The organism is uncultured Methanobrevibacter sp., assembly GCF_902769175.1.
Taxonomy (GTDB): domain Archaea; phylum Methanobacteriota; class Methanobacteria; order Methanobacteriales; family Methanobacteriaceae; genus Methanobrevibacter.
The window spans coordinates 1-23,602 of record NZ_CACXNW010000012.1 but is presented as its reverse complement, the minus strand read 5'-3'; the positions used below and the strand labels follow the sequence as shown (position 1 = coordinate 23,602).

Here is a 23,602-nt window from a genome sequence, read left to right as displayed (position 1 = left end):
ATTAATTGTAAAAACATATTGAAATTAAAATATTATTAAGCTTATAGTTGAATATTAAAAAATAATTGAAATATTAAAAAAAATCATAAAATTATAATCAAATCATTGAAAAATCAATAAAAATGCTAAAATTAATCTAAATTTTAGAAAACTTTATTTAATAAGTTTTTTATAAATATCATTAGATTATTATGGAATATTGCGAAATTTAAAAATTTGAATAAAGTGAAATAAAAAATAAAGAACAAATACGAAAAAATAAAAAAAATTAAAAATAAAAATTGAAAATCAATATTGAAATCATTGATTTGATTAATTTTAAAAAGAGTGGTCAACATGTCACGCCAAAAATTCATAAGAGACAGCATACATGGCAATTTGCCATTAACTGATTTTGAAGTGGAGGTACTTGATTATCCCCAATTACAAAGATTAAGAAGAGTAAAGCAATTAGGATTCATTTCCTTAATTTATCCTGGAGCAAACCATTCACGTTTTGAACACTCAATAGGAACAATGCATCTTGCATCAAAGCTTGCTGAACAATTGGAATTGGAAGAGGATGAAAAGGAATTGGTCAGAATAGCGGGATTACTGCACGATGCAGGACATGGTCCATTTTCACATGTATCAGAAGCAGTATTTGATGTTCCTCATGAAGAGCTAACCGCAATTGTTGTAAAGGAAACCTCTCTTGCAGACAAACTTTCCGAAAGATTTGACACTAAAGAAATCATTGACATAATAAACGGCGAAGGCAAATTAGGTCCAATAATCTCTGGAGAATTGGATATGGACCGTATGGATTACCTTATCAGGGATTCCCATTATACTGGAGTGGCTTATGGTGTAATCGATACAGAAAGAATCATCAGCAACTTGAAATTAAAAAGGGAACTGATTTTAGACATTAAAGGAGTTCAAGCTGCTGAAGCTGCACTGACTGCTCGTTATCTAATGTACCCAAGCGTTTATCAGCATCACACTACAAGAATCATCAATGCAATGTTTAGAAGATGCCTTAGGCATATGATTAGCCAAGACATAATAAATCCTAATGAGATATACAAATACGACGATTCCGATATGATCAGCATGTGCAGAAGCTCTGAAGGATTTTCAAGAGACATTATGCAAAGGATTGACAACAGGAATCTTCTGAAGGTAGCTAAATCTGAGGCAGTCAATAGTTTTGACACACCTGAAAAGATATTTAAGATTGAAAAGGACAAATTGCATAAGGCTGAAGAGGAAATCAGCGAAGATTTCAACTTAGATAGAAACTATGTCATCTTAAGCATTCCTGAGTATCCAAGATTTGATGAGATGAAAACATGGGTTTCATTTGGAGAGAACCTATACCATTTAAATGAAATCTCAAGCATTGTAGGAGCATTAAGCAGTGCAAGATTCAATTCAGCAGACATTTGCCTATATGTTCCTAAGGAAGACTTGGGAAAATTAAACAGACTAAAGCTAGACCATTATATTGACTTGCCTGAAAGGGTGAAAAAATTTGATACAATACACTTTGAACAATCTAAATTATTATAATTTTTAAAATACCATTATTAAATGAATTAGTAGATGATAAAAATGATTCTTATAGCTATTACAGGTGCAAGCGGAGTAATCTATGGAGTGGAATTACTCAAGGCACTTAAAAAACTCAATATGGAAACAGGGCTATTGATCAGTGAGCCTGGAAAAATCGTAATCAATTATGAAATGAATGAGGATTTGGAAGAAATCAAATCATTGGCAGACCATTACTTTGAGGCAAATGAAATAGATTCATCTGTAAACAGCGGCTCATTTAAGTTTGATTCATTGGTCATTATCCCATGTTCAATGAAGACATTATCTGCAATAGCTAATGGATATGCATCAAATTCAATCACCCGTGTAGCTGATGTGGCATTAAAGGAAAGAAGAGAACTTATTTTAGTTCCAAGGGAAACTCCTCTTAGAGCTGTTCATCTTGAAAATATGCTTAGAATATCTAAGGAAGGAGGAATAATCCTACCTGCAATGCCTGCATTTTATCATGAACCTGAAAGCATCAAAGACATTACAGACTTCATTGTAGGAAAGGTATTGGATGTATTGAAGATAGAAAATGAAATGTTTAAAAGATGGGAAAAACCACAATAAGACTGCATAAACCACAAAAAACATACCAAAAAAAATTATCTATTGAGTTGAAAATATGATTAATGACTTTGATTTTAGAACAACATGCGACATTTCCGGATTTTTAAAAGAGGAAATCAGATCCATTGTACTCTATAAATCTGATGTAAAGGATTCAGATATTGTTTTAGACATTAATTGCGGTGTTGGAGAAATATCTACAGAATTTTCCAAACTTGCTCAAAAGGTATATGCAATTGATGAAAGTGAGCAAGCTGCCACAATAAGCCAAGAGAATATTAGAAAGCATGGAAACATTGATAAAGTTGAAATAATCAATGAGGATGAACTGTCTGCAATAGAAAAAATAGAGAATTTTGACATTGGCATTATAAAGGCAAAAAAAGACAATTATATTGAAGTCATTTTTAAAGTCCATGAAAAAATCAATTCAAAAGGAAGAATAGTCATTTTAACCAATATACTGGACTTTGAAGTCAATATAGTCAATGAATTATCACAGATGAATTATAATCCTAAAATCACCCAAATCAACATATCCAATGGAATATTATTAAATAAGGGAATAAAAATGGAAAGCCAAAATCCAATGACCATCATTTCCATTAAAAAAAGATAATTTAAAAAGAGAATTTTAAAAAAAGATAGTTCTAAAAAAAGATAATAATAGAAAAGATAATAATAGAAAAGATAATAATAGAAAAGATAATAATAGAAAAGATAATTCTAAAAAAAGATAATAATAGAAAAGATAATTATAGAAAAAATAGTGAAAAGAGATAATTGTTAAAAAATAGTTGAAGATGAATACTTTTTAAAAAGATAATTTAAAAAGATAATTTAAAAAGATAATTTAAAAAGATAATTTAAAAAGATAATTTTAAAATAGATATTCAAAAAATCATATTTCCAAATCTTCAAGATCTTCTTTTCTGTTGAAGTTTCTAAAGTCCTTATCAAAGAGTATCTTATTGTCCACTTCTACAAAACAAGGATTGTTTAAGCTTCTAATAAATGACTTGACATATAAGTTATCTTCATTTAATAAATCCTTTATATTATTCAAATTCCCTTTTTTATAAATTGAATGCAAAGGTTCGCTATTTTGAATCTTCATATCAATAGTCATTTCACCAGCATCATCAAAGTTAAATTCTTCATTATCCTTGAATTTGTCCTTGTTTGACTTTATGTGAAATGGAATGATTGCATCTATATCATTATTTGAACCTAAATTTTTTTCAAGCAAATCAAACATTGCATCTATATTATCATCACTTATAAAAGGGGAATCACATGGCAAAACAAGTGCATAATCTGTTTTTACATTCTTTAGTCCAGTCATGATTCCTGATATAGGACCTTTTCCCTTAATCTCATCTTCGACAAATTCCAATGAATAATCAAAATTGTCTTCAATTTCACCATCACAATATTGATTAAGCAATGAGTGATAATCAGCTATCCTTTTGCTATCATTTAAAACAATTATAACATCATTTATTTTATAGTTTAGTCTTTCAAGTATGTGTAAAATCATAGGTTTCTCTTGAATAATCATAGATCCCTTATCTTGACCCATTCTTCTACTCATCCCTCCTGATAAAACTATGCAAGAATACAATTTTTGACCATTCATAACAATCATCTGTTAAAATAAACTAAACAACTTAAATAATTAAATTAAAAAATAAAAAAAAATAAAAAAAAATAAAAAAAAGAAGAAATTGATTGATAGAAATCAAATCAATTAGCCATAATCTGAAATAAATCTATTCTTTTACATGAACATCTGCTTCGGTATCAAATGGATTGGTACGGATAGCAAGGGAAATCATGTAAGGATAGTATTTATAGAGATATTTTAAATAACAAACCCATTCATATACTAATTTAGAGTAAACCCTTTTCATATCACCATTCAAATGATTGAAATCAACATCTCTAATGTCTGAGAATTCTCCTCTACGGGAAAGCTCTTCATCTAAATGTAATAAAGCAAGCAAAAGTGATGAGAATTCATCTTTTTCCAATAGATTAGGGTTATTGATAAGGTTTACTAAAAATTCTCTCCTTTCAACAAGAATTGAGTAAATCCTATTTAAAAACTCCTCTCTTTCTTCCTTAGGAATATCCGCCTTAAAATCTACACCTACAGATTTTAATTCCTTCATCTTGTTATCATAATCCTTTTCATCCCAATTCCTGATGTCCTTTAGGTTTTCAGTATTGATCTTATTGGCATTAACTTTACTTAATTCTGCAATCAAATCATTTCCAATTTCTGAGAAAAAGGTTCCCATAAGCATGTCAATTTTTTCCAAAACAGCTTCATGTTCCTTTTTACCCATAATTCCTTCAAGCAAAAAGCCAACAATCAATATATCAATTGGAATGAAACCTATATGTTTCCATAAATAAGCAATAATCTCTTTCCCATCTCCGAAGATAAGATATCTTGCTAGAAATATAATGATTGCTAAAGCAAACATTATTATTGCAAATCTTATTTTCCAACTCCTATCGTTGTTTTCTCTCATTTTATAAACTCCAAAAATATTACAAATTATCCAAATTATAAATTACTTAAATAGAGCCAATACTTAATTAATTTATACAAATAGTTTATTTTTCAAATATAATAAATTATTCTTTTTATTATATAGAAATTAATTTTGTTAAGTTTTGAGAAAACAAATGAAAACATAGATTAGTATCCTGGATCAAAATGAAAAACTTTTGCAGCTAGCTTTAAACCAGTATCCTTTACAAATGTATTGATTAATAAATAAGCCACTAACCATCTTAATGGCCATAGAATCAAACAGTTTTCAATTGATATGCCATTTCCATATAAGTAATATGGAATTACTCCAAAAATAATTGGCATTATAATACTCATCATTAAACTGATCCAAAATGCAACAGGGTTCCAAAGTCTTTTAATAAAATCTAACATTATTTAACTCTCCATAATAGATATTTAAAAATATTTTATAAAACCTGTTAAAAATAGAATAAATAATAATTTATTTCATATCTATCGTTTAAAGACTTTAAAAAGCAATTCTGTTTTAGAATTGTAAAAAAAATTAACTTGATAAATAATTAACGAGTTTAACTATTTATCATATATAATTTTATTTTTTAAATTTATAAATTCTTCGTTTAATGAATTCAAATTTAATTTATGATAAATTAGAGAATATGATTTAAATCTAAAAAAAAAGATATGAAAACTAAAAATTTAACAAAAAAGCAAAAAACATAATTTAAATCTAAAAAAAGATATGAAAACTAAAAATTTATCAAAAAAGCAAAAAACATGATTAAAATCTAAAAAAAAGATATGAAAACTAAAAATTTAAAAATATAAAATAATAATAAAATTAATAAAAATAGTGCTATAACAAATAAAATTAAAAATAAAAATAAAAATAAAAAAGATAAGTTTTAAAACTAATAAAAAAAGAAGAAATGAAAAGATAGAATTAATATAATTTAAATTAAATTATATTAACATTATGAGCAGTTAACTCTTCAGATACTTCCAATGGCCATACAGAAGACTGAACTTCAGCAATATGAGCTCTCTGTAAGAAAAACATGATTAGTCCTGATTGGCCAATTCCACCACCTATACTGTAAGGCAATACTTCATCTATAACATTTTTATGATAAGGTAAAACTGCTCTCTCTTCACAATGAGACATTTCAAGCTGTTTTTGAAGGGAATTTTCATCTACACGAATTCCCATGGAAGAAAGTTCCAAAGCCATATCCAATATTGGATAATAAACCAATATATCTCCATTCAATTCCCAATCATCATAATCTGGAGCACGGCCATCATGAGGTTCACCGCTATCCAAAGGAGCTCCAATTTTCATTAAAAATACAGCACCCTTTTCCTTAGCGATTAAATTTTCTCTTTCTTTAGGTATTTTATCAGGCCAACGATCCTCCAATTCCTGGGCAGTGATAAAGCAAATTTCATTAGGAAGAAATGGATTCATGAAATGATATTTGCCACACATATAGTATTCAGTCTGTTTAAGAACCATGTAAATTCTAAAAACTATCTCCTTTAAAAACTCAATATTCCTTTCTGACTTATCGATAACCATTTCCCAGTCCCATTGATCTACATAAACAGAATGGATATTGTCAGTTTCCTCATCCCTTCTGATAGCTGTCATATTGGTATATAATCCTTGTCCTTTTTCAAATCCATACCTATACAAAGCCAATCTTTTCCATTTTGCTAATGAATGGACAATTTCAACCTCTTTTTGCTGTTCTGTAATGCAAAATCTAACTGGTTCCTCAATACCATTTAAATCATCATTGATCCCGCTTCCTGTTGTTACAAATATAGGTGCAGAAACACGGGTTAAACTAAGTGCCTCTGAAAGAGCTGTTTCAAAATAATCCTGTACCTCTTTAATAGCTTTTTGAGTATCCTTCATGCTCTGTGGACTTTCATACCCTTCTGGAATATAAATTTTCTCCATATAATCATCCTTCTAAAAAAATCATAAATAATAAGTAATTGTTCTATTCTCATTTACACTAAACAAATAACATATATAATTTAAATATAAAAAAATTCTATCAAAACCTCAAATAAATATCCTGTTTTAAAAATAAAAAATAAATACCCTCTATTATCAAAACCTCAAATAAATATCCTGTTTTAAAAATAAAAAATAAATACCCTCTATCAAAACCTCAAATAAATATCCTGTTTTAAAAATAAAAAATAAAAGCTTTCTATGAAATCTTAAATATTTCATTAGTTTTTAGATGCAATAATCGTGTCATATAAACCATAAGGCGGAAGCACAATTTTCAAACCAGCAGCTTTAATTAACACTTCCATACTGTTCTTTCCACCAACAAACAGTTCATAAGTATTTTCTGGAATAAAAATTAAGCCGTTCTTTTTAATTTTTGAAAAACTTCCCCACATTGATTCAATTACATCTTTTGATGGTTTATTAAAAATAATTTTATTTAAATTAATTACAATAAAGTCAAATGTTCCGGTAATATTTTCTACATCCTGAGGCTTGACCTGAAGAATATCAATATCATCAATGAACTGATCAGTTACCAAAAGACCAATACCGAATCTTTCACAGTTTTCCACCAATGGCCTGATATCATTTATATATGTATCATCATCTTTAAGTTCTGCATCATGTGTTTCACTACTTAATACCATTGAAAAAGCATTTTTCTCAATGTTTCTAATAAATTCAATGTCCTTTTGAACTACAGATAGGTCTTCATGAACCAAATACATGGTACCTGGACTAGTATCCAGATCTTCAGTCTTGACATAATATTTGGAATTTCCATAGTCTATATCATCTAAACTTGTCCTTAAATGGCTTTTCAACTTAAGGCTAATATTTTTCATAGGAGCAGATCTAGCAACAATGCCTTTAGGAACAATGAAAAATTTCAATGAAGCATGTGCATACAATTGGTATTGTTTTTTCAATTGCTCTTTAAATAAGTCTGGCTTTAGATAAGCATATAAAATACTGTCTGTTTCATGCTGACCTGAAACCCTGTCTAAAAATTCTACAGACATATCCCCACCCATTGGGCGACAATTAACTTCTATAAGCACAGGACCCTTTTCATCAATCATATATTCTCCATGAACCGACCCATATTTAATTCCAAGTGCATCAGCCACTTTATAAGCATATTCAATCATTTTAGCTTCGCCAATGCTCAATTCATTAACAGAATCCATAGAGTCATATAATATAGCACCATCATTGGTTTTAATCTTATGGTATTTCCATACAGTTGTTACACGATGTATGCCTTCAGAGGATACTGTATTAACAATATACTCTTCACCGTTAATACGTTCTTGAATTAAGAACTCCTCATTTTCATCTCCATATTGGTTGGTTCTAGTAGCCAATAGCTTGAATACATTTATGAATTCTTCTCTGCTTTCACAAATCCTTACACTGGTAGATCCTGCACCATAAACAGGTTTAATGACCACATCAGTTAATTCTTCACTATCATAAAATTCCAATGCATCTTCAAGATGTGTAACCTTTTTACCCCTAATGTGTCTAAGTCCGCATTCAGCTATACGATTTTGCATTGCATCCTTTAGGGTCATTGCATCTAAATTTGCAACATCATTGCACAAAAGGTCTAAATCATAAGCCAATTTGGAAGCTAATATAACTTCCCTTTCATTTGCAGGCAAAACTAAAAGCGGATCATATTCTTTTACCATTTCCAGAGTTTCTTCATAAGTATCTTTCTCATGAATTAATTCAAAATCATGCTTAAGAGAATCTAAACCATTTCTAATGGCTTGTAAATAGGATTTTCCTTCTTCAGTATTCGCAACTCTTGTTTGTAAAATAATAGGATTATAACCCATATTTGCAATATCTTCAATAAAATTTTTTCCAGTAGACTTACATTCTACAACAACTATGTTCTTCATGATCATCCCGATTTAAATTTTTTTTATATGTTTTTTTATTTGTTGATATTAGCAAAAAAAAAGTATTGAATAAAATTTTCGAAATAATGTTAATAAACTAACATCTAAGAATACAAATGAATAAAATAATTTAAAAAATTTTATTCAATACTTAATCTCATTTATATCAATATAAGATTTGAAAAGGAATGTATATAAATATTTTCGAATGTAAGTGCTTACTTACAGTGAAAATTTAAAAAAATATAATTAATTAAGGGTTTTACTAAAAAAGAAGATGATTAAACAATTTTTAATCAAATAATATTTTTGTAAGAAAATTAGATAGATAATAATTTAAAAAATGAAAAGTGTAAAATTGAAAAAATCACTAAAAATAAACTAAAAATAGAAAAAATCACTAAAACTAATAATAGAAAAAATCACTAAAAATAAACTAAAAATAAACTAAAAATAAACTAAAAATAAACTAAAAATAGAAAAAAGAAAATTAGAATAATTAAAAATTATTCTAAAATATCAAACTTATTCAAAAGTTGGATAATTTGGACTTTCGTTAGTAATCATCAATTCATGAGGATGTGATTCCTTAATACCGCTTGAAGTAATTCTAACGAAACGAGCAACTTTCTTCATGGTTGGAATGTCAATAGCTCCACAGTAACCCATAGATGATTTTAATCCACCTACTAATTGGAATACTACTTCAGCTACAGTTCCCTTATATGGAACTACACCTTCCACACCTTCAGCAACTAATTTTGAATGTTTCATATGGGTGCCTTTATCCACTTCTTGGAAGTATCTGTCTGCTCCACCGCCAGATCCACCAGTCATTGCACCAATGGATCCCATTCCACGGTATGTTTTGTATTTTCTACCATTCATGGTTACAATATCACCAGGAGCCTCCAAAGTTCCAGCAAGCAAGTTACCAAGCATTACGACATCTGCACCAGCACCAATAGCTTTTGCAATGTCACCAGAGTATCTAAGTCCACCATCTGCAATAACAGGAACACCTACGTCGCTTGCAATATCTGCAACTTCTGCAATGGCAGTTACTTGTGGCACACCGATACCTGCAACAATACGGGTAGTACAAATGGAACCAGGACCGATACCTACCTTAAGTCCATCAGCTCCATGAGCAATCAAATCTTCTGCAGCTTCACGAGTTGCAATATTACCCATACATAAATCAGCATCAATATTGTCCTTAATTGTTTCTGCAAATTTAACTACATTCATGTTATGAGCGTGAGCACAGTCAACGGAAATAATGTCTGCACCTGCTTGATCCAATGCCATAGCTCTGTCTAAGTCAAAAGGACCGCAAGCGGCAGCAACAAGGTATTTTCCTTTTTTATCAACTGCAGCATTAGGATGTTGATCTTGGTTTAAAATATCTTTGATAGTGAGAATACCTACTAATGAACCATCTTCACTAACGACAGGTAATCTTTCCACCTTATTCTCATAAGCAATGTCCAATGCTTCTTCAGATGTAATATTCTCTTTAATAGTCACTACTTCAGAAGTCATTATATCCTTAACTAAATGTTTAGATTCAGTTTTTAAGAATGGTCTTACATCTCTTTTAGAGATGATTCCCACAATCTTATCATTTTCCATTACAGGAAGGCCACTTACAGATTCATTCTCCATAATGTCTTGAACAGTTTCAATGGAAGATTCAGGACTGATGGTTACTACATCACGTACAGTAATATCCTCAGCACTTTTAACCTTTTTAACTTCCTCAACTTGTGCCTCTTGAGTGATGTTACGGTGAATAACACCTACTCCACCTTCTTGAGCAAGTGCAATAGCTAAATTAGCTTCAGTTACAGTATCCATAGCAGCACTCATTATAGGAATGTTCAATTTAATATCTTTAGTTAAGCTGACTTTAGTATTTACATCTTTAGCTTCTATCCATGAAGCATTAGGAACTAATAAAAAATCATCATAAGTATAACCAGGTTTTGCATTATAAATCTTATCTGAAAATTGCAATTTTTATACCTCCTTAAAAATTGTAAAAAAGTAAAATAAAAATAATAAATAATTTAAAAAATTATTCTATTAATAAATAGAACAATCAGACATCAAAATCAAAAATTAAAGAATTTTATTCTTCAAATGATTGTACAAGTGCTTTTAAATCAGCTACTGCAGTACGGTCAATATGACCTGTGTTTCTGTCTCCACCTACACAAGCAGCTCCTCTAACACCTACTACATCACAGCCAATATCATATAATGGTTTTAATTGATCCTTTTTAACGGAACCTGCTAAAGCTACTTTTAATCCATAGCTATGAGCCTCTTCTGTGAATTTCTTACAATCATCAATATCTAAGTAATCAAATAAGGTATGGCCATCCTTTACAGCAGTGTCTAACATAGCAATATCAGAACCAGAATCCTTTGCTATTTTAGGAATATCCCAAGGACTTACAGCTCCAACTCTATGAGCATCAGCATAACCAGAAGCAACAACAGTAGCATCAGGATTGTTGTCCTTTACTGCTTTGACTACTCCTTTCATTACTTCTAATCCTTCTTCATAGTTGCTTGGACCATATAATCCTACTTTAATGTAATCTGCACCTGAAACCAATGCACCCATAGCAGCTAAAGCAACAGTTCCAGGCTTATATGGAACATCTCCTAAAGTCGCACTTACAAGCATGTCATCAGGGGTAAGTTCTCTAATATCTTTGATTACCCAAGGGAAATTTGCTCCAAGGGATCCTTCTTTAGGATTTTTTACATCCACTATGTCTGCACCACCTTCAATGGATTCGACAGCTTCGTCATGATTTATAGGACTAATTAATAAAAGCAATCATATTCCTCCAATAATACTATATCAATTATCATTCATTACTTAATAATCTTTAAAATTAATTATTAATTTTAAGCTTAAATTTCTATCTTTAATTTTTTAATTTAAAATATTCTTAAAATATCCATTTTTAGAATAATATTAATTTTAATAATATATATTCTATAAATATTTTAGATTATTTATACTTTTATAAATAATAATATAAATACTTTTTATATTTAATAGTATTTTTAACTATTTTTTAATAAAAAAATAAAAGAAACCATAAGAAAAACAATATAAGAAAAATGAATATTAAATCAATGAAAAATAATTATAAAATAGCTAAAAATAAAAAAAGAGGAAAAAATACAGTCTTTTCCAAACAGATTTTTTTGATTTTGAAAAAGCAATCAAATGAGAATAAACAAAATTTAAAAAAGAAAAAAAATGACGAATCAGCAAAAGAAAAAAAAAAATAAAAAAGAAAAAAAAATAACAAAAACAACCAAAAGAAAAAAAAGCAAAAAATAAAAATTTCAATGAAATGAAAGTATCTTAATTTATCTAAGATAATCCCTCATTTTTACCTTTTAACCTTAACAGTTCTTTTGACTATCTTTTTACCATACTTGACTTGGTATTTTACTTTCTTTCAGACTTTAAGCTTTTTAAGCACTTTCTTCTTGATTGTTATCCTTGCAATTCCATTCTTATTGGTCTTTGCAGCGTATTTTTGCCTTTAAATCTAAATAGGAGCTTTTTGCCTTTAGCCTTTTTGCCATCAATCTTTAAGATTGCAGTGATTCTTAGCTTTTTGGCAGACCTTTTGACTTTGACCTTCTTAAGACTTAATCTGATAAGATGTGGCTTTACCTTGAATTTAGTTGTTTTTGTGTTAGCCTTAAATGCCTTTGTTGCATATAATCTTGCTGTTGCCTTATATGTGCCTACCTTAAGTCCTTTGACTGCTTTGCTTCCTTTTCCTTTAACAACATTAACTGTATAGGTTTTAGAGCCTATCTTAACCTTGACTTTACCAGAGAACTTTTTGACTGTTGTAATTTTGATTAATGCCTTTTTCCCTACCCTAATGCTTGAAACCACTATCTTCAAGTTTGGATTGATCTTTTTAACCGCTGGAGTAGGCAAATTAGCATTTCCTGTAGAATTTAAATTTGCAGAAGCAGGACAAACATTAAAGGCTGCTAAGGCAATTTCACCATCAAAGATATCTGTTGCCTGGAAGACTGCTCTTGCAACATATGTGCCAACAGGCAAATTACTGAATGAAACAGAACCATATCCATTAAGAACAACTGCATAATTCAATTCGATTACATTATCCAAATCATCAGCATTCATAATATAAATAGGAATCAATCCCTTAACAGTATCATTAATCCTAATCTCAATAAATGCATCCTCCCCAACAGTAATGTTATCAACAGTAAGGATTAATCCAGGGGTTGGCTTAGAATAAACTTCAAAATCAACAGATTTCATAACATAAGCATACTTATCTATAAGTTTATAACTTAGTGTAGCTGTATAAACACCTGGACTTAAACCATCAATTGTTAGGTTGCCATATCCATCAGTTAGGTTTACATTATAATTCACATTATCGATTTCAATGGTTACAAAGTTTGAAGTAGTGTCATTGGTACTGACTTCAATAAATGCAGGGCTATCAAAAATGACATTATTTGCTGTTATATTCAAATCGGAATAAATTTGAGTAACATTAAAAATGCGTCCACGATCTACATAATAAGGCTCTCCTGGAGAATCTGCCCAATTAGATTCAAAAGTGACATTATCAAGAACCAAGTTCCCATTGGCATATACTGCTCTAGCATGAACAGCATGATTATGGTCAAAAGAACAATTCATCAATATTCCATCTGATGAAAAATAGATTGCCCCTCCGCTCCAAGCATCATTTTCACTAAAAGTGCAGTTTTTCACTGTTCCTAATCTATCGAAATATATTGCACCACCATCAAAAACAGTGGATGACTCAAATTTTGCATAGCCTTTGACAAAATTAATGTTTACAAAAGTTACATTATTCGCCTTAACATTAAAGATTCTTGATTTTTCATCTCCGCTGATTATGTGACCTTGACCATCGATGACAATATTGTCACGAGTAATATTAATGCCTGCATATCTATTATTAAGGTCAGCATCAGATTCATAAACTTTATAGTCACGATTTAATTTAATAATTGAATCAGGGCTATTGTCAATTAAGCTTTGCAAAGAAGTGAAATTAACAAACCTATCATCGAGAACATCCAGTTCAGCACCATTTTCCAAATAATAGTCATTAATAAGATCCTCAGCATAATTATCCTTAAAGACCGCATAATAGTTTAAGTGCAAATCTTTCTTTGAATATATTGCACCTCCAAGATGTGATGCATTATTCCTTGTTAAATCTGAATCGTAAACTGTTGCCTCACTAAAGAAGTAAAGTGCACCACCGTCTTTGGCATGATTATCATCAAATATGCATTCTTTTACAGTTGCCATTCCATCAATAGCAGCAGCACCACCACAATCAGATGCAGAATTATTTATGAAGGTAGATTGATAAATTTCGCTTCCCATATAATCAACCAATCTAATGGCACCGCCACTACCATTTGCATAATTATTCAAGAAACTACAGTTAAATATAGCTCCATTAGCCAAATAAATCGCACCACCATCATTTATAGCAACATTATTGATGAATTTGCAATCATATAACTTTAAGCCTTGAACATGATTTGCATTGATTGCAGCACCATAATCTGAAAATCCATTTACAAAGACAATGTTCTTTAAAGTGACGTATCTGGCTTGAACATTAATTAATCCGGAGACAGATTTTCCATCAATGAAATGACCTTGACCATCAATTACAAGATAGTCACGAGTGAGATTGATGCAACTCATATCCTTATCTAATTTTTCGTTGTAAGCATAATCACGAGTCAATAAATGTTTCATTGAAATTTATTGCCCTTTGCAGGAAACTCAAAGGATATGCGATATCAACTTGGCTTGGACCTAGGTGAATATCCAAATCTGAATAATAAATGTCCGGAGATCCCTTTTTCACCAAAATAGGTTCATTTTCAAAATCAACAAAGCCATCATCCCAACAATTATATATGATTTCAAGATAGTCTCCACAATTATAAACAGCAGTGCCAGTTCCCCATAAAACATTATTATAAGCGAAGACATTGGAATTCAAGTTTAAATCCAAATTAGTGTTATTGATATAAATGGCTCCACCATCATAAAGGGCTCTGTTATTTAAAAAATTAATTCCTGAAACATTCAAAATATAACTGCCATTGCCATCTAAAAAGACTGCACCACCATAATTTGCACCATTTTCCAAAAATGTTGTATTGGACATGGCAAGCTCATAAGCATAAATAGCACCACCAAGATCATATGCAGTATTAGACATGAAACTACAATTCTCAACTGACAGTACCTTTGAATATATTGCACCGCCAGTTCCAGCCTTGTTTAAAAAGGAATTGCCTTCAAAAATGCAGTTAACTGCATTAACCTTATTCTCACTGTAAATGGCACCACCCTTGTCTGTGACAAAATTATATGCTAAGGAGGAATTCATAAGATTGCAAACTCCAGAATCAAAAACGGATATTGCTGCACCCTTTTTACCATAATTATTTGATAAGGTAGAATTCAATATATTGCAAACACCAGAATCATAAACAGATATGATTCCTCTATCCCCTTCATTCCATGAGAATGTACAATTTATAAAATTGCAAATTCCATGATTGCGAATTGAAAATAAATCATTTAAATTATTAAATACCACATTTTCAAATCTAAGGTTACCATAAATTTTAATTTCGAAATCCCTATTCTTATGGCCTTGAATTGCATGCCCTTGACCATCAATAGTTAAATTCCTATCTGCATGAACTTCAATTAAAATAGGACAATAGACCTCATAATCTCTATCTAAAATCACTTTTGAAGCATTAGACAAATATAACAAGTCAGCCAATTTACTGATGTCAGAACTGTAATCCCATAAAATAGTAACAGGACAGATGTCAGTATATATGCGATCTTTTCCTTTAGCTCCTAAAACACTAGGGTCTTTACCATTTTCATTATAATAATTGCCAATTAGCTCAAAAGGCCCCTTACTATAAATAGCATAACCATAATCATAATCTTCATATAAATAGTCAATATCTATGAAATTGTTTTTTTTATCAGGGAAATACTAACATTTTCATCACGACAGTAAATTGTTCCCCCAGCTAAGTCAATATCCTTATCAGGTCCAAATTGAACCTCTTTCTTACCCACAGCATAATTTCTTATGAATATGCAATTAGCTACAACAAGGTCATGAACTGTGTAAATGGCTCCTCCACCAGCACCTTCACATATATTTTGTGAAAAAAATGCGTTTTCAATTAATGATTTAGGCCTGGTTGTACCAACAACAGCTATCGCACCACCATGACCATATCCAGAAACTTTATTTCCTAAAAAACTCACCCCGGTGTCAAAGTCAAACTCACCAAAGTGCATTATTGCACCACCGAAGCCAGCAATATTTATTTCATCTTCATCATCGTAATAACTATATGCCTCATTTTCAAAGAAACTTGTTGGGGCACCTATGCATTGCAAGGTACCGAAACTATAAATTGCACCACCATAATTTGCAGAGTTAGACATGAACGTACAGCCATCAAGACATAGTGTGGCACGATCATCGTCTATTCCATAAGCAACTGCTCCAGCCCATCCATATTTTAGGGCTTTGTTAGATATGAAAGTACAGTTGACAAGATGCAATATATATTGGCCACCATATATAAATGGATTATCTTCACATAAGCCATGAATAGCGCCTCCTGCGCCCTCTTCAGCAATATTATTTTCAAAATAAAGATTATTTACAGAAGTGTTAATGAAAATCAGCTGTATTGCTCCACCCCACTTTGATGCAGTGTTGGAAATGAAAGAGGAACCTGCATCTGAAAACATTAGATTGCTTGTAACATATGCTCTGATTGCACCTCCTAAATTAGCATGATTTTTCTTGAATGTGCAGTTGTCAATATAAGCAAATGCTCCAACCTGTATTGCAGCAGCACTTTCAGCAGCACTGTTCTCTTCAAAAACACTGTTTCTGACAAATACCATGCTCAAAGGATATGTACCTGTAACAGCTCCCCCCACTAACATTAGGCAAAGGCATATCATGGTTATCATCAGGTGTTGTTTGGGTATTTTTATTGAAGTAACAGTTATTCAGTTCCAAATGACCATCTGTTAATATGGCTCCCCCATAATATTCAGCTGTGTTGTTTATGAATTTGGAATTGTTAATGGTTATGTATGACTCTTCTGAACTGTATATTGCACCACCACGATCAGCATTTCCATTCTTAAAGATTATTCCATCAATATTTACGGCAACGTCAAAAAGCCTCCAAATAAAATTCTTTCCTTGAGCATCAAAGATCACTTCACCATCGCCATAAAGATTGAAATTCTTCTCAATAATCAAGCCTATATTGTCTGCTCCTTTATATGTTCCAGAATTGATTAGTATGTTCTCATTATTTTTGCAGTTTTCTATAGCATCGTTCAAGGTTTTCCAAGGCTTAAATAGGGACCCATCACCAGAACTTGTAACGCTTCCATCAATATAGGATGCCTTGAAATCCAATGTTCTTCTAGAGTAAATGGCCTCAGATTCATTGTCAAAATAATTAAGGACACTTGCAAGGATATTTCTACAGTATATTGAATTGGCTAAACCTAATGTAACTTTATTTCCACTGAAATTACTGCTGATGCTTCACCATTAAAACCTAAATAAATTGCCCCACCATTGTTTACAGCTGTGTTGTCCATAAAAGCAGAGTTTTGAACAGATCCTATATTAGAGCAGTACATTGCTCCTCCATCATCAGCAATATTATTTTGGAAACTGCAGGTATCTACCATCACCATGGTACTGGAATATATTGCTCCCCCTTGCAAGTTTGCAAGATTTTGGCTAAAATTAGAATTGATTACCCTTCCATCATATAGGCTGATTGCTCCACCAGCATCTGCACTGTTTTTGACAAAAGTGGAATTGCTTAGGAATAGATAGCCTTCAGCAGCGCGAATTGCCCCTCCAAGATTTGCAGAATTGCTTTCAAAATGACAGGCATCAACAAATAATTCACCAGATGAACTATAGATTGCACCTCCTATATCTGCATGATTGCCTTCAAATATGGAATTGACAACAGTCCCATCAGATTTGAATCTTACCCCGCCACCATAAGTGGCATTATTTTCTGAAAAACAGCAGCCATCAATCAAACCGGCAGATTGGAAATACACCATATTTCCATCAAGTGCAGAATTATTATTGAATCTAGAGTTAGTGATTGTTCCTTCATTATCAAAGAGCACTAAATCACTTTGGTTTGCATAGCAATTTATGAATGTGCAGTTTTCAATTGTTCCGCTCATTGAAAAGTGAATTAGTGGACCTCTACTTGAATTTCCATTAATAAAATTGATATTCTTAAAGTCACATTATTGCCTGAAATCATAAAAAAATGTGCACTATTAGCAGCATCTATGGTGTGACCTTGTCCGTCTATTAGATAATTTTCATAATAATCAGGAATGCTCAATACAGTCAATGACAAGTCTAAGTCAGGATTGAAAGTGTAATCATCTGCCAATGTAAAATTATTCTCATTGAGCACAATGCCCATATACATATCCCTATAAGACTTTCCAGCATCATCACCGTAAGTCTCTTCATCAAGAGACCGACTTTCGACTAAGCTTTCCTCTTCAATTAAGTCTGTATGCATTAATCCTTCTTCATCATATGCATCGCTTTCTAAACATATCTGATTAATATTTTTATTAAGATTACTTTCAACAAATCCATCAGCCAAATAATCTGTGTTCTCTGCATAAGCTGATGAAAATGAACATAAAACAAGTAAAATAAGTAAAAATAATGAAAATATTTTTACTCCCCTTCCCATTAATTATTCCTCATTTTATTTATATTATATATATTTATATAAAACATAATATATAAATGAATAGGTTTATTTTGAGATTAGTATATGTATATGGATAAGTAAATAAACTGTGTATAAAACAGATGAAATTATTTAACTCCTTTAATGATTAACTAAATTAATAGAATTGATAAGAACATTAATTTAAAAATAGCTAGAATCAATATTATCATAGTCTTTTACAAATTAGTATTTTGACTTTTAAAAAAGCAAACAAATATATGAAAAAAATAATGAAAACTAAATAACAAAAAAAATTAAAAGAACTAAAAATATAAAAAATTAAAAAAAAAAAATAATGAAATGAGATAAAAAAATCCAATCAACTTATTTTACAGATATTGTAGCTTTTTTGCTGATTGCATTAAAGTATCTATTGCCTTTGAACCTAATTATTGCTTGATATTTGCCTTTTTTATTTAATTTTTTAATATTGAAGATAATCTTTCCTTTTTTGTTTGTTTTTCCATAATAGGTTTTTCCATTAATCCTTAAGGAAATCCTTGCATTTCTAATAGCTTTTCCTTTGCTGTTTTTCAAGAAAACACTGTATTTCTTGGTTTTAAGAGATTTCTTGAAAGATTTTTTCTTAGCAATCAATCGGACCTTTTCTTTCTTTATTGTTACTATGGCTGTTTTGCTTGCCAACTTATACTTATTATCCCCAGCAAATTTAATAACAATCCTTTTCTCACCTGCCTTAATCTTTTTAAGGATATTTGGACTTAATTTAATTGTAGCAACACCTTTAGAATTAGTCTTGGCAAATCCAATGCTTTTACCTGCTAAAACAAATGTAATCTTCCTATTGGAAATGGCCTTCCCTTGAGCATCTTTTAGAGTTACACTGTATTTGCCACCATAATTGATTACATAAGCCTTGCTTTTAGCAGCGATTAATGATTTCACTTTGGCACTGACAGTAGATCCTGCAGGTTTTGAAACATTAGTAAGCTGACTTGAAGCATTGCCATATGGATTAAAATCTGAAAGGTCCTGACCATCCACTTTAAATTCCATAGAAACAGTGCTCTCTTTAAATACATCAGTGGAATAGGCTGTTGCAATTATAGTGTAAATCCCTCCAAACAAACCATTCAAGGTTATTTTCTTATATCCATCATCAATATTAGTCATATAATCAATGAATGGATCTATTTGAATACGGAAATCACCGGAATAACTACGATTTGCAAAGAATTCAATTATTATAGGCTTATCAATACCTTGAGCGGTGACGTTAATGGCCAACATAGGGTCAATCAAGCTATCATCCTCATAAACTTCAAAGTCAGTGCTATCAGAACTTGCATCAAAATCATCAATGGCATCACAATATGCCATAGCAGTATAGCATCCTGGATTCAATTTGCCAATGATTGCATTACCATAACCATTAACTACATTTACTGTAAAAAGTTTGGAAGAGTCATAATTAAGCATAACGGAAACATTTCCAGAATAGTTTGGAGTGGCATGTATCTCTATCAAAACCGGTTGGGTTGAAGTAACGTTAGCAACAGAAATCCTTAAATCAGGATCAATGAGTTCCTTAGCATGCACTTCAAATTCAGTTGTGATTGTGCTGATTTTATATTTTTCACTGCCTCTGAAAATTGCAGTTGCAATATAAATCCCAGGATTTAAATTAATTGATGCATTACCATAGCCATCAACGACATTTACATGATAGCAAAAATCATTGACTTCAACAAATACCAATCCGGAATAACTGCTGTCAGTAGTGATTTCCATAAAGACAGATTCACCTTCATTGACATCATTAATGCTAAAGCCTAAATTAGGATCAGCTGTTCCAACAACAAAAATATTGCTTCCCTCTTTGGCATCATTGCTCTCAAAAGCAATGTCTTTCTTGCTTAAATCACCTACTTGGAATATTGCTCCTCCACGGTCAGCCTTGTTATAACTAAAGGTATCATTTCCAATCACACATCCATTTGAGAAATATATTGTTCCTCCATCATATTCAGCAACATTGTGAGTGAACAGACTGGCATTTATGTTTGCTCCAGTTGATGCGAAATAGATTGCTCCACCATTTGCAGCCTTATTGTTAATGAAATTGGCTATGATTGTACTATTGTCAAGAGGCTTGTTGAAATTCAAGGCAGCTCCATCACCATCAGTATATCCATTGATGAAAGTAAATCCTAAAATTGTAATATTTGTAGCGCTGATATTCCATATCCATGATTTGCCCTCACCATCAATCACCACATCCCCTGTTTTGTTAGGCTCACTCATCAGGAAAATGTTCTTATTGATGTTAAGTCCAACATTATCAATCCCATGATAAACTCCAGGAGGAATCATAATGGCAACACCATCTTCTGCATGATCAATTGCATCTTTAATTGACTTGAAATAAACATAATCCCCGTCATCTGATCCATTGGAAGGCAGGTCATCATCATCAACTATCTTATATATCGTAAGGACAGTGACCAATATAGTAATTCCTCCAATAGCTCAAATATTTTCTTCCACTCAGAATTTCTTCCAATGACATTTAAAGTATAATCAATACTTTGCTTATCAAATTTAACTTTTAACCTAGCGGTTCCATTATGACGAGGAGTGAAATATGCACTTTTGAAATTAGCGTCATGAGTAGAGTCTCCAACTCTTACTACACCATCTGATGAAGAGCAGCTTATGTCAATGCCAAATGGGAAGAAATCCACTTCAACATCCTCTCCATTTTTACTACAGTAAGTCCCAAATCTCAATTCACTTTCTTGCAAATTCGGAATCTCCAAAGGCACATCCATACGTAAATAAAGTGGACTACGATCTATAGAACATTTGTATGACATCCCATTTACCTCAATTTCATATGAGGAATCTAAATGAGGATTATTTTTACCCCACCAATTCTCATTAATCTCACACCGACTGATGTTCTCAATTTTCATAAAAGTGTAGGTTCCCAAATCCATAGGAACAAATGAATTGTGATTAATTTCCAATCTCATTTCACTAGGATATTGTGTGGCCAAATAGAGTGAAGGGATAAAAGTCTGACTGTTCTTAAAATAATTTTTATTTAAGCTATAATGGTTCTCCTCCGTTTGGAAATTAATATACAATTCAGAGGCAAGTTCATTTGCATCATTATTGACAAAACGATTATTTATAAATGAAGTTTGAGAGGTAGGTGAGTTGAAATAACTCAAATAAGCCCCTCCACCTCTTAAAGCCCTGTTGTTTGTGAGATTAGATTTTATCAATTCTACACTAGAATCAATATATAGGGCTCCTCCAGACTCTCCAGCAACATTTAGAGAGAAATATCCCTCGATAATCCTTACCTTTAAAGAAGAACTTCTTTCCACAGCGATTGCTCCTCCATTATATAGTGCAGTATTGCCAATGAATGTACAGTGATGTAATGTACTATCGGAATCATCTTGGTCCAAAATGGAAGATTGGACATAAATGGCAGCTCCATCTTCCTTAGCATTATTGTTAATAAAGTGACAGTTAGAAATATCAAAATGACAACTGGTATCCATAGTAATGGCAGCACCATGAGTTGCTTGATTTGATTCAAAACTGCAGTTCTGCATTATCATATTAGTTTTTTTCCGAAGAGATAATGCACCATTAACAGGACAATTATTGCTAATGAATTTGCAGTTATAAAAATTAATATAGATGTTTGAAGCACATACTGCATTAAATACTTTCTTATAATTTTCAACTTCTCCTGGAGGCGCCTGTTCTTCATAGCAATCCATCATATCCTCGCTAAAGCCTACATTCTTAAAAATTACATTTTGGAATGTGATTGAAGGTCTGAATTCCATATATGGATCAGTGAAAACATGGAATATTCCAGCTTGAAAGTTACCATCGATATAATGGCCATGACCATCAAAAACAGTAAAAGTTGAAGGACATATGACCAAACCAAATATGTTTACAGCATCAGTCTCGTAATTAAACTTGTAATCGGATGTCAAATCTATATGACCCAAAGACAAACTAGCCACTATAAGCACGCCTAAATCATGAAAAGATAACTCATAAGCACCAAGTGAATTTTCATTTAAATCAGCAGCCAATGAATCAGTATTCTCATTAGAAGACAATAAAAGATTCTTGTCCTTTCCATCTATATCATAAGATAATCCTAAATTATCATCTAAACTTTCATCAGAACTTTCATCAGAACTTTCATCACGACTTTCATCACGACTTTCATCAGAACTTTCAATATGATTCAATTGATTAGAATCACTGTCTATACTTATATCAGTATTGTCCGTAGCGAAATTATCATCTGAAACAATACAGGCATTAGACAAATCATCATCTATTGACTTGTCGCTTTCCAAAGCATCCACAATATTTTCATTATTACTTTCCACTACACCATCAGCCAGAATTGTATCATCTGCATTGACTGATGAAAAAGAGCATAAAACAAGTAAAATAAGTAAAAATAATGAAAATATCTTAAATCCCCTTTTCATTAAAATTTCCCCATTTATATACTTTATATATAAAGCAAAATATATAAATTTATTGAATTCTATTATATAAATCAGTAGGTTTAAGGATAAAATTTGATGATTTGAATTAAAAATAATGCAAATTTTAGACAAAATCATAAAATTTTTGTTTAAAAAAACCTTAAACAAAATAATAAAAAATATTAAACTTGGATATTGGAATGACGATTATCTTGCTTAAAATGAAAAAAAGAAAAAATAAACTAATAATTATTTTAAAAAAAAAGTGGCTGTAAAATTTTATAGGTTTATTATAATTTTATTAGATTTCTTTATAAGTGAAAATCAATATTATGATTTTAAGCCTAAACTTTTTTACAAACTCAAAAAAAAAAGAAAATCATAAATTAATAATTATTTTAAAAAGAGAGAGGGTGTCACAAATTTAAAAAAAAAAAAAATCAAATCCATGACCCCAAATTTTTTTTAATTTTTTCCAAAATCCCAAAAAAAAAAATCTTTTACT

The 23,602-nt window shown here is 31.0% G+C and carries 19 protein-coding genes; 4 read left to right on the top strand and 15 right to left on the bottom strand.

Annotated features, from left to right (window positions below; translation table 11 throughout):
* Positions 1–336 precede the first annotated feature (336 nt).
* The 3 genes from QZV12_RS05170 to QZV12_RS05160 are packed head-to-tail and all read left to right on the top strand — an operon-like array spanning position 337 to position 2,773.
* Positions 337–1,554, top strand: coding sequence for an HD domain-containing protein (locus tag QZV12_RS05170; RefSeq protein ID WP_295618299.1), 1,218 nt, complete (start codon positions 337–339; stop codon positions 1,552–1,554).
* Positions 1,555–1,596: 42 nt separating this feature from the next.
* Positions 1,597–2,154: a UbiX family flavin prenyltransferase gene (locus tag QZV12_RS05165; RefSeq protein WP_295618296.1), complete on the top strand. Its 558-nt coding sequence runs from the start codon at positions 1,597–1,599 to the stop codon at positions 2,152–2,154.
* A gap of 55 nt (positions 2,155–2,209) precedes the next feature.
* On the top strand, positions 2,210–2,773 hold the full coding sequence (locus QZV12_RS05160) for a methyltransferase (RefSeq protein WP_295618294.1): 564 nt from the start codon (positions 2,210–2,212) through the stop codon (positions 2,771–2,773).
* A gap of 282 nt (positions 2,774–3,055) precedes the next feature.
* On the opposite strand, the gene QZV12_RS05155 is transcribed toward QZV12_RS05160, so the two are convergent.
* From QZV12_RS05155 to QZV12_RS05125, 7 genes are all read right to left on the bottom strand, one after another.
* The gene (locus QZV12_RS05155) at positions 3,056–3,793 is read right to left on the bottom strand and encodes a molybdenum cofactor guanylyltransferase (protein WP_295618292.1); all 738 of its coding nucleotides are present in this window, start codon (positions 3,791–3,793) and stop codon (positions 3,056–3,058) included.
* Between the two features lie 133 nt (positions 3,794–3,926).
* A complete protein-coding gene (locus QZV12_RS05150) occupies positions 3,927–4,694 on the bottom strand; it encodes a hypothetical protein (protein ID WP_295618290.1) in 768 nt (255 codons plus the stop codon).
* A gap of 170 nt (positions 4,695–4,864) precedes the next feature.
* Positions 4,865–5,044: a hypothetical protein gene (locus tag QZV12_RS05145; protein WP_295618287.1), complete on the bottom strand. Its 180-nt coding sequence runs from the start codon at positions 5,042–5,044 to the stop codon at positions 4,865–4,867.
* Between the two features lie 616 nt (positions 5,045–5,660).
* Positions 5,661–6,668 carry an aspartate--ammonia ligase gene (gene asnA / locus QZV12_RS05140; RefSeq protein WP_295618284.1) on the bottom strand — a complete coding sequence of 336 codons (1,008 nt, stop codon included), beginning with the start codon at positions 6,666–6,668 and terminating at the stop codon, positions 5,661–5,663.
* A 281-nt stretch (positions 6,669–6,949) separates the two neighbouring features.
* Positions 6,950–8,647, bottom strand: coding sequence for an ATP-grasp domain-containing protein (locus tag QZV12_RS05135; RefSeq protein WP_295618281.1), 1,698 nt, complete (start codon positions 8,645–8,647; stop codon positions 6,950–6,952).
* Positions 8,648–9,172: 525 nt separating this feature from the next.
* Entirely contained in the window at positions 9,173–10,666 is a 1,494-nt protein-coding gene (guaB, locus tag QZV12_RS05130; RefSeq protein WP_295618278.1) for an IMP dehydrogenase, read from the bottom strand.
* Between the two features lie 115 nt (positions 10,667–10,781).
* Positions 10,782–11,501, bottom strand: a complete 720-nt coding sequence (locus QZV12_RS05125) for a (5-formylfuran-3-yl)methyl phosphate synthase (protein ID WP_295618274.1) — start codon at positions 11,499–11,501, stop codon at positions 10,782–10,784.
* A 290-nt stretch (positions 11,502–11,791) separates the two neighbouring features.
* Here QZV12_RS05125 and QZV12_RS05120 point away from each other — a divergent pair, with 290 nt between their 5' ends.
* Positions 11,792–11,965, top strand: a complete 174-nt coding sequence (locus QZV12_RS05120) for a hypothetical protein (RefSeq protein WP_295618271.1) — start codon at positions 11,792–11,794, stop codon at positions 11,963–11,965.
* Between the two features lie 211 nt (positions 11,966–12,176).
* Here QZV12_RS05120 and QZV12_RS05115 read toward each other — a convergent pair whose 3' ends face one another.
* From QZV12_RS05115 to QZV12_RS05080, 8 genes are all read right to left on the bottom strand, one after another.
* Positions 12,177–14,486 (bottom strand): hypothetical protein, encoded by a 2,310-nt coding sequence (locus QZV12_RS05115; RefSeq protein WP_295618268.1) that lies wholly within the window; start codon positions 14,484–14,486, stop codon positions 12,177–12,179.
* Positions 14,464–15,534, bottom strand: a complete 1,071-nt coding sequence (locus QZV12_RS05110) for a hypothetical protein (protein WP_295618265.1) — start codon at positions 15,532–15,534, stop codon at positions 14,464–14,466. Before QZV12_RS05110 ends, QZV12_RS05115 begins: the two co-directional genes overlap by 23 nt.
* A gap of 194 nt (positions 15,535–15,728) precedes the next feature.
* Positions 15,729–16,694, bottom strand: a complete 966-nt coding sequence (locus tag QZV12_RS05105; protein ID WP_295618261.1) for a hypothetical protein — start codon at positions 16,692–16,694, stop codon at positions 15,729–15,731.
* Positions 16,666–17,223, bottom strand: a complete 558-nt coding sequence (locus QZV12_RS05100; protein WP_295618258.1) for a hypothetical protein — start codon at positions 17,221–17,223, stop codon at positions 16,666–16,668. The genes QZV12_RS05105 and QZV12_RS05100 overlap by 29 nt, the downstream gene beginning before the upstream one ends.
* A 92-nt stretch (positions 17,224–17,315) precedes the next feature.
* The gene (locus QZV12_RS05095; protein WP_295618254.1) at positions 17,316–18,023 is read right to left on the bottom strand and encodes a hypothetical protein; all 708 of its coding nucleotides are present in this window, start codon (positions 18,021–18,023) and stop codon (positions 17,316–17,318) included.
* A gap of 11 nt (positions 18,024–18,034) precedes the next feature.
* Positions 18,035–18,556 (bottom strand): hypothetical protein, encoded by a 522-nt coding sequence (locus tag QZV12_RS05090; protein WP_295618251.1) that lies wholly within the window; start codon positions 18,554–18,556, stop codon positions 18,035–18,037.
* Between the two features lie 366 nt (positions 18,557–18,922).
* A complete protein-coding gene (locus tag QZV12_RS05085; RefSeq protein ID WP_295618249.1) occupies positions 18,923–21,067 on the bottom strand; it encodes a hypothetical protein in 2,145 nt (714 codons plus the stop codon).
* Complete coding sequence (locus QZV12_RS05080) at positions 21,037–23,097, bottom strand: right-handed parallel beta-helix repeat-containing protein (RefSeq protein ID WP_295618246.1); 2,061 nt, start codon at positions 23,095–23,097, stop codon at positions 21,037–21,039. Before QZV12_RS05080 ends, QZV12_RS05085 begins: the two co-directional genes overlap by 31 nt.
* Positions 23,098–23,602: the final 505 nt, after the last annotated feature.